Source organism: candidate division KSB1 bacterium (genome assembly GCA_022562085.1).
Classification (GTDB): domain Bacteria; phylum Zhuqueibacterota; class Zhuqueibacteria; order Oceanimicrobiales; family Oceanimicrobiaceae; genus Oceanimicrobium.
This window is the reverse complement of record JADFPY010000205.1, coordinates 1-8,092: the sequence shown is the minus strand read 5'-3', so window position 1 is coordinate 8,092 and position 8,092 is coordinate 1. Positions and strand designations below refer to the sequence as shown.

9 protein-coding genes are annotated in these 8,092 nt (G+C 43.8%); 7 read left to right on the top strand and 2 right to left on the bottom strand.

What is annotated here, in order from left to right; translation table 11 throughout:
* Positions 1-40: 40 nt before the first annotated feature.
* Complete coding sequence (locus tag IH879_15355) at positions 41-181, bottom strand: hypothetical protein (protein MCH7676309.1); 141 nt, start codon at positions 179-181, stop codon at positions 41-43.
* Positions 182-1,330: 1,149 nt separating this feature from the next.
* Between IH879_15355 and IH879_15350 the strand changes: the two genes are divergently transcribed.
* The 5 genes from IH879_15350 to IH879_15330 all read left to right on the top strand — a co-directional run bounded on the left by IH879_15350 (position 1,331) and on the right by IH879_15330 (position 6,065).
* Entirely contained in the window at positions 1,331-2,680 is a 1,350-nt protein-coding gene (locus IH879_15350; protein MCH7676308.1) for a sigma 54-interacting transcriptional regulator, read from the top strand.
* Between the two features lie 183 nt (positions 2,681-2,863).
* On the top strand, positions 2,864-3,220 hold the full coding sequence (locus IH879_15345) for a hypothetical protein (GenBank protein MCH7676307.1): 357 nt from the start codon (positions 2,864-2,866) through the stop codon (positions 3,218-3,220).
* 40 nt (positions 3,221-3,260) lie between these two features.
* Positions 3,261-3,788 carry a hypothetical protein gene (locus tag IH879_15340; GenBank protein ID MCH7676306.1) on the top strand — a complete coding sequence of 176 codons (528 nt, stop codon included), beginning with the start codon at positions 3,261-3,263 and terminating at the stop codon, positions 3,786-3,788.
* A gap of 118 nt (positions 3,789-3,906) precedes the next feature.
* Positions 3,907-4,659 carry a hypothetical protein gene (locus tag IH879_15335; GenBank protein ID MCH7676305.1) on the top strand — a complete coding sequence of 251 codons (753 nt, stop codon included), beginning with the start codon at positions 3,907-3,909 and terminating at the stop codon, positions 4,657-4,659.
* Positions 4,660-4,709: 50 nt separating this feature from the next.
* A complete protein-coding gene (locus IH879_15330) occupies positions 4,710-6,065 on the top strand; it encodes a hypothetical protein (GenBank protein MCH7676304.1) in 1,356 nt (451 codons plus the stop codon).
* 17 nt (positions 6,066-6,082) lie between these two features.
* On the opposite strand, the gene IH879_15325 is transcribed toward IH879_15330, so the two are convergent.
* Positions 6,083-6,364, bottom strand: a complete 282-nt coding sequence (locus tag IH879_15325) for a hypothetical protein (GenBank protein MCH7676303.1) — start codon at positions 6,362-6,364, stop codon at positions 6,083-6,085.
* A 15-nt stretch (positions 6,365-6,379) separates the two neighbouring features.
* Between IH879_15325 and IH879_15320 the strand changes: the two genes are divergently transcribed.
* Positions 6,380-6,874, top strand: coding sequence for a CPBP family intramembrane metalloprotease (locus IH879_15320; GenBank protein MCH7676302.1), 495 nt, complete (start codon positions 6,380-6,382; stop codon positions 6,872-6,874).
* Positions 6,875-7,197: 323 nt separating this feature from the next.
* Entirely contained in the window at positions 7,198-7,977 is a 780-nt protein-coding gene (locus tag IH879_15315; GenBank protein ID MCH7676301.1) for a CPBP family intramembrane metalloprotease, read from the top strand.
* Positions 7,978-8,092 lie beyond the last annotated feature (115 nt).

Here is an 8,092-nt window from a genome sequence, read left to right as displayed (position 1 = left end):
ACTCGTACGGAATTTCGAACCTACAAAGTAGAAGATTCTCCTAAAAAATCCGGTAGTTCTTTAATCCCCAGTGCAATTCCCGAGCCGTAACTTTGATGATGCTTGCGGTAGGAACTGCGAGCAGCATCCCGAAAATCCCCACAAGCTGCCCGCCGATTAAAATAACAATAATAACTGTCAAAGGATGGAGTTCCACCATTCCATACACTTAAAAAAATTATAACAAAGTATTCAAGCTGATGCAAAAAGCGCACGGCTTAATACCGTCGCTATGCCACTATTGCATCTCAAATTTCTCCCGAAGAATTGCTATCCAAATTCCGCACACCAATTCTATTCAATTGATTTTTAACTCTCCGATAGTTATCCTTTGTATATGCCTAGAAACTATGTTTTCCCTAGATTGATTGGACTGCTCTTCCTTCTACTTTTTATTATAAATCCTGCCAAAAGTGCTGCGCAAAATCTGATCGAATTTCCCGCTGCTTACCGTTTTCATTCGGGCGACAGCAGCCATTGGGCAGTTCCGGAGTTCAACGACAGTGCCTGGAGCCGGATACCGATGAACGAATTTCCATTGGAGCAATGGCAGGGCAGCGGCTGGTTCCGTATCGAACTAAAAGTTGATTCGACACTCTGGGAAAGACCCATGGCCCTAATGCTGTCACTTCGTGGCGCCATGCAAGTTTATCTCGATGGTACGTTATTGCACACTGTTGGAAAAGTCGGCGATTCGAGAGAAAATGAGCAAGCGGTTGTTTACGAGTCGCCTAGATTTCACCCAATCGTCTTCAGGACTCACGAAAAAACAACCAGGCAATCTACCCACCTGCTGGTCCTGAGGTACTCCAGCTTTTTTCTAAAACAGCCTGCCTGGTCAGGTGAACAACCGACGATCTTTTTTAGAATCGAGCCATTGCAAAGCGCTGTTCAGACCCTGGAAAAAGACCTGCGCAATCGCACGACACACCAGATGCTGATTTCCGGGATAAGTATTACGTTTGCCATTCTTCATCTCGCCCTGTTCCTTTTTTACAGACGCCCACAGGCAAACCTCTATTTCGGATTAATTGCCCTGGGTTTTGCCTTAAACGTCTTTTTTGATGTACAGCGCCACTTTAGCACAACTCCTGACAGTGTGCTTTGGAGTTTGCGCTTAAATTATACCGGCAGCCTTATTATTGCCCTGGCCATGATCCGCCTTACACACAGCCTTTATTACCAAAAACCTCAGTTACAATTTTACGGAATCGCGATTTTAGGAACCATTTTAATCGCAGCCACCTGGTTCAGACCCTTGACTCCGTCAATTTACGGCCAGCTGCTTATTATGCTGAGTGTTGCGGAGATTTCGCGAACCATTCTTGTTTCATGGCTGCGTAAACGTGCGATGCTGTTGCAAGGCTTCTGGATTATCGGTCTCGGTCTCGGTTTGACTATTCTTTTTCTTATTTATAAAAAAATGGGCGATTTCGGATTTTTACAGACCCTATCCTTTGAAAAAGACATCCCGCTGGACAGATACGGTATCTTATGTTTGTTGGCTTCCATTTCCATTTTTCTGGCTTACAATTTTGCCCGTTTAAATAAAAACCTCGTAATCAAAAGCCTGGAACTTGAGGATGAAATCGATCAAAGACAACGGGCGTTGCAAGAGTTGCAGAAAGCTCATTCCGAAGTGGAAACCTTGAAAGACCGTCTACGTGTTGAAAATATTTATTTGCAGGAGGAGATCAAATCTGAGCACAACTTTACGGATATAATCAGTCGCAGTGAAACTCTAAATCATGTCCTGCACAAAGTTGAACAGGTCGCCAGCACCGATGCCACGGTGCTCATTTTAGGTGAGTCGGGAACGGGTAAAGAATTGATTGCCCGGGCGGTTCATAATCTCAGCCCGCGCAGAGACCGGCCGTTGGTTAAAGTGAATTGTGCCGTGCTGCCCGCAAACCTCATTGAAAGCGAGTTGTTCGGACATGAGAAGGGCGCTTTTACCGGAGCACTGGTGCGAAAAATCGGACGGTTCGAATTAGCTGACTGTGGCACATTGTTTCTGGATGAAATCGGTGAACTGCCGTTTGAGTTGCAAAGCAAGCTGCTGCGCGTTTTACAGGAAGGAGAATTTGAACGGCTCGGAAGTTCACAAACCCTCAAAGTAGATACCCGAATTATTGCCGCTACCAATCGCAACCTGGAACAGGCTATCCGGGAGGGTGGCTTTCGGGAAGACTTGTTTTACCGCTTGAATGTGTTTCCCATTACCGTTCCGCCGCTGCGTGAGCGCAAAAAGGATATTCCGGTTTTGGTGAATCATTTTATCAAAAAATTTGCTGCAAAAACTGGCAAGAGCGTCGAAACGATTTCCAAGCACCTGATTCAGATTTTGGAAGAGTACTATTGGCCGGGAAATGTGCGCGAGCTGGAAAATGTTATTGAACGCGCTGTCATTGTCAGTTCCGGCAAGCAACTCAAACTGGATGGAAACTTTACCAAAACTCAAGAACAAAATGACAGCATGACCTCCCTCGATGAAAACGAACGTCAGCATATTATCAAAGCATTGGAGTTGTGTAACTGGCGAATTAGTGGCGAAAAAGGCGCTGCAAAGATTCTTGGTATAAACGACAAAACTCTTTACTCCCGCATACAAAAACTCAATATCAGCAAACGCACATCCTGATTTTTTTCTGATATTTCCGAAAAAACTGATATATCAGAAAAACTCTCTTTATTTTTTCACAACCCTTCCATTCATCCAACCTCTCCAAATCATTATTTAATAATGAAATAGACCCTGTTGTTTTTCTGCAAATATTTTTGGCACGAATTCTGAGTTATCCCTTTACGAGAATTGCAATGAGAAATGCGAACCAATTTGAGAAAACAGATGACTTCTGATGACCTTTTTATGGAATTAACAGATGAGACTTTTGAGAATGTCCTGGCTAAAACATCTGCTCTTGTTTTGGTTGAGTTCACAAATTCATGGCAAGGTGCTTCACAGATTATGCTACCAAGCTTACAAAGGTTGGCCGAAGAGTACGGATCACAGGTACGATTTTACCGGGTGCTGGTCGAAGAAAATCCGAGACTAACAAGTAAATATCGAATCGGATCGTTACCGGTCTTTTTATTTTTTAACAAAGGCAGACTTGTGGATGAAATTTCCGGCATAGTCCCCGGTGACGTTTTACTTGATAAAGTGAATAAATGGAAATAGCAAATAATAATTATTAATCAATTATATAAGGAGAATCAAAATGAAGAATCCAGGTATCATGTTCATAAATTTATTGTTTTTAAGTTTTGGATGCGGCGGAAATATGGTTGAACCTGTTCAAAAAACACCTAAAATAGAACTGGTTGCAGCATCCGGCAACATGGTCGACATGACGGGAATTTGGCAGACGTGCGCAGAAGTGAATGGCGTTTACTTACATGAAACGTTTAATTTCGAAGAGACGAATCTAATCCTTACGATCAATATTCACGGTACAGCAAATTGTTCTGGACCGGCTATGGACACTGAAGTTCTTACTATGACTTTTCAAATAGGTGAGACTTACGAGGTGGAACTGGCGGGTGAAAATGTGCTGGCAAATAAAATTACTGGAACCGCCATTTCAAATAAAACCAACGAGCCAGAATCATTTAAGCAGGCATTTCACGTGGATGATTCGAGCACGCCGCTGCGACTGTACCACGGCGTTTTCGGAGATGACGGCGGTCAACTCACCACCGATGGTTATCCGCTCAATTTACATCAGATTGCCATCACCAAACAATAATCTAAAATCTAAAACCAGTCACTCCAGGCGGCAGCGTACCGCTGCTTGCTGAGTTTAAGCGTTAGACACCCTTGAAGTGTTACTGTTTTAGGTTGATATTTTGAAAGGAGACTAGCTAATGTACAAATTTCTTTTATTTTTCATTGTCTTTGTATCAATTAATACCATCAACGCTCAAAATCGCTTAGAACGACCCATTCAATTACAAGCTAACTTTTCAGGAGCATTGCTCAGTGTTACAGTAAATTCATTAGCCGATGAAACAGTAGACGATGTAAAAGTAAATAAATGGCGACCGGGTATTGACATCGGTTATCATGTTAACCGTTTTATTTATTTGGGTTATTCTCTTTCTTCATCTTTAGATTTAACCCTAAAAGAAGAATGGGGATTTACCAATGCCGCCCAGGATGGTAATATTGTTTTGGATCACAAAACCGGGGTAATGCACAGCATTGAAACAAGAATTAGTCCCTTCATGTTCGGTTTATATGTTTCTTTGGCTTATATAAATATTGGAAAAGTTGACTATGATATGAAATTTCGTCGTAAATCAGATACAATGCTTATCGGGGATAATAACTATCAAACGGATCTAGATGTAACATGGAATTCGAAAAGAGTTCATCGTGCGGGATTAGGCCTGGGCTACAATCATGTCTTTAAATTCGGGTTATCTTTCAACATTGGCCTGACCGTACCTCTCGGTTTTCCAGATGCCGAAAATATTGATTTTTTCCCTGTAAATAATTCTGGGTTAGAAATACAGCCTGATGATTTAGCCAAAGCCGAAGTGCACCTTCAGAATGAGACGTTTTATGGACCTATCTTTTTACTCGTAAACGTTGGCTATAACTTCTCAAAAAGATAATGAACTATAATTGGATCCGATATCTTAGACGCTCAAGAGAGGAGAGAAAAATGTTTAAAGAACGACGAAAAACAGCAGTTACTTCAAAGATGGAGAATTTAAAAAATACGATTATTAGGATACGTATATTCTCTATCTCTATTTTGATTATTGCATACCTTATGTTAAACACAGAAAGTATTTTGGCGCAATCTTTAACCAGCCAACGTACCCTGTCATTCGATTCCCGTTATATCATTCAAGGCTATTCAAACAAAGCAGTCGGTCAGTTCGGAATCGAAATGCTTAATCTGGCAACCGTTCCCGCAGATTTGATCGTTAGACCCGATATAAATTCTACGACAAGGGGCAAGAAATTTCTTTTTTATGATTCGCACCAATTGCGGAATGTCGCGAATGGACTACTACTTTTTGCTGGGTCTATATTTTTATCGAACTCTTTTACGTTTGCATACCATGAATACGGCCATGGCACGCGGGTAGCAGCTGTCGGTTTTAAACCCTTTTATGGCCACGGGGTGATTGCGACTGATGCGGATTTGAATGCAGCTTTATCAGGTTCGGTAAAAACCTATGATGATTTCTTATCCTTTTATTTGTCGAGTCTGTTTAATATCGGGGGCTTTACAATCGCCTTCCCCGAAAATACACTTTTTACACCCTTAACTGATGAAGTGAACAATAACGGTTGGTATGGTCTGGTGCAGACAGGTGGCCTGAATAATGAAATGCTCTTCAGCGAATTTATCGAAGATGAATTGTATCGCAATGGTGGACACATCGGATTTTTGATACCTTATATAAATGGGAAATTGGCAGCCCGGAATTATGAATCCGGATTGGGCGTTTTCAATGACGTTACCAACATAGTAAATTATTATCAGGGCCGAGGTTATAACATTGATAATGATAAAATTGGTAATGGCAGCAAAGTTTCACTATTCACCAGCGCGCTCAGTTATCAATTTGTTTACCAGTTTGTCAGAATGTTCTCAGGAAAATCGTCTCGATTTCATCCTTGGGAATTTCGAGGATTAGAATTACCCAACACACTTTTTTATATGAATCGAGACGGTCTTTCTTATAAGATCAGAAGCGGGTATCGATTTGGTGAATGGCGATTTCCATTTGCGGTTGAACATGTTTTCGAGGGGGAAAAACGAACGGAAGTCGGCTTTGGTGCGGAAAAGCAATTCGACAAGTTAACGACAGCTTTTGAGGCAATCATTGGCAAGCGCCTTGAATTTGCAATGGATGTGAGTTACCGCCAAAGTAAATGGCTTATGATATCTGGCGGATACGCTCTCTACGACGAACGAAATCTGCATGGAGAACGCCTCATTCCCAGCTTGGAACATGGCTCAGTCTATCATGACTTTTATCTTAGAGCATCTTTAACCTATTAATGGAATCGATGCACTTTTCATCCTGTTGCAGGACATGACTGCAGCAAATAATAAGCCGGCAAGCCAAGGTCTAATCGGGTAAGGGCGGGTTGCTCTCCCGCCCAGCGATCGTTTTGGTCGTTCCTGGGCAGGTTAAGGGCCTTTTGAGCCGCCGGAGTGACATCACGGCGTCCGTCCCGATGGTAATGGTGGGGGCGGCAGTCCAGCAGTCTCTCTTTGCGGTGGGGCTGGCGGCCGCAGGCACAGCCGTGGCGCCCAGGACCGGCCTGGGGGCACCGTGGTTCGCGGCCGTCTCTCATGGAGAGGGATTGGGGTTGACTGAGGCGGCAGCTCAGCTCCCAGCGGCGCTCATCGTCGGGGCGTTGAGCAGCGTGCTGTTCCTGTTGTTGTACTACCAAGTCTTCCGACCCCGGATGGCTGCGCAAGACCTCGGCCGTATCGAAGAGTTCAGGAGCTCGATGGGGCTTTGGGGGCGCATGCTGATGGGGGGAGTAGCTGAGGAGGTGATGTTCCGTTGGGGTGTCATGTCGGTTTTAGCTTGGCTCGCCATCGGGGTTGCCGACATGCCGATAGGCTTGGGCATGTGGGTCGCCATCGTGGTGGCTGGCCTGCTCTTCGGCCTCGGCCATCTTCCTGGCGTGATGGCGGCCGGCGTGAAGCTCACGAAGCTCATCGTGGCCACGGCGATCTCGCTGAACATGGTGGTGGCACTGGCCTTCGGATGGCTATTTTGGCAGTACGGCCTTCTGGCCGCCATCGTCGCCCACGCTCTGTTGCACGCGGTTTGGCACCCCCTCGAGCGGGCTTGAAAGGCCCACAGGCGAGGCGTCCGGCCAGTATGCCCGGTTCAATCATCCGGTGCGATGAGGGTAGTCGGCCGACTAGCCGACCGCGCCTTCTAACAAGCGATTGCTACTGACACGGAAGAACTGGTTGGTACGCACCTCGTGCTTGTGTAGGGGGGCTGGCCGTGCAGCAGAATCGCGAGACGTTAGAATTTTTGGGATGCTATTATTCTAATTGGGGTATTATACGATTAGAAGACATAAATAAAAGACAACTAATCGGATATCAGAATATACGAAAATTGTATACTTCTTTGTTATATTTACAGAGCAAACCGGAATCAAGTATGAACAGTCTTACCAAATCGAAATCAAAACAAAATCTAATTCTATTTTTCATAGGAATGATAGGTGTACTCTCTTCAATTCCAATGATTCCGCTTTTGCTCGATCTTGCTCCAGAGCCTCCGGAAATTCCGATGATATTAGTACAGATAATCTCAGTGATACAGAGCGGCGTGTTGCTGTTGCTAATGGTGTTTTTGGGGTCTTATTTTTCTCATCGAGTTAACTTGTCTGCGCCAGTAATAGAATCAATTTTTCAATCTGATAATATGTTAGAAAAATTTAAAAACATATTTCCTGCCGCAATGTTTGGTGGGTTGATTGGGGGAGTATTTCTTTTAATATTCCTAAGTGTTGTTTCCAAATATCTACCTTCGGAATTCTTAGAGGGAGTGGAAAATTTTTCGCCACCTTGGTATACGCGGCTTCTTTACGGTGGTATTACAGAAGAAATACTCATTAGGTGGGGGCTAATGTCATTCTTTACTTGGTGTTGCTATCGTATCACTCAATCAAAAGGTTCGGAGGTTCGTTCAATAAATTATATATTTGCAATTGTATTGTCTGCTTTGATTTTTGGAGCTGGCCATCTTCCAGTAGTTTTTATGATGTCCGGCGTTGTAACAGTGCCCCTGATTGCTTATATTATTTTAGGAAATGCATTTTTTGGTTTAATCGCGGGATACTTATATTGGAAGCGGGGCTTGGAATGTGCTATAGGAGCGCATATGATTGCTCATATCACAATGCTAGTGGGCGAATCGTATACAAGAATGAATTAATATAGATGGAAAAAAATCGCCTTATATTTATTAGGTGCTATGATAAAAAATAATCGGGTAAGGGCGGGTTTCTCTCCCGCCCTCCCCACACCACCGGACATGCGGGTCCGCATCC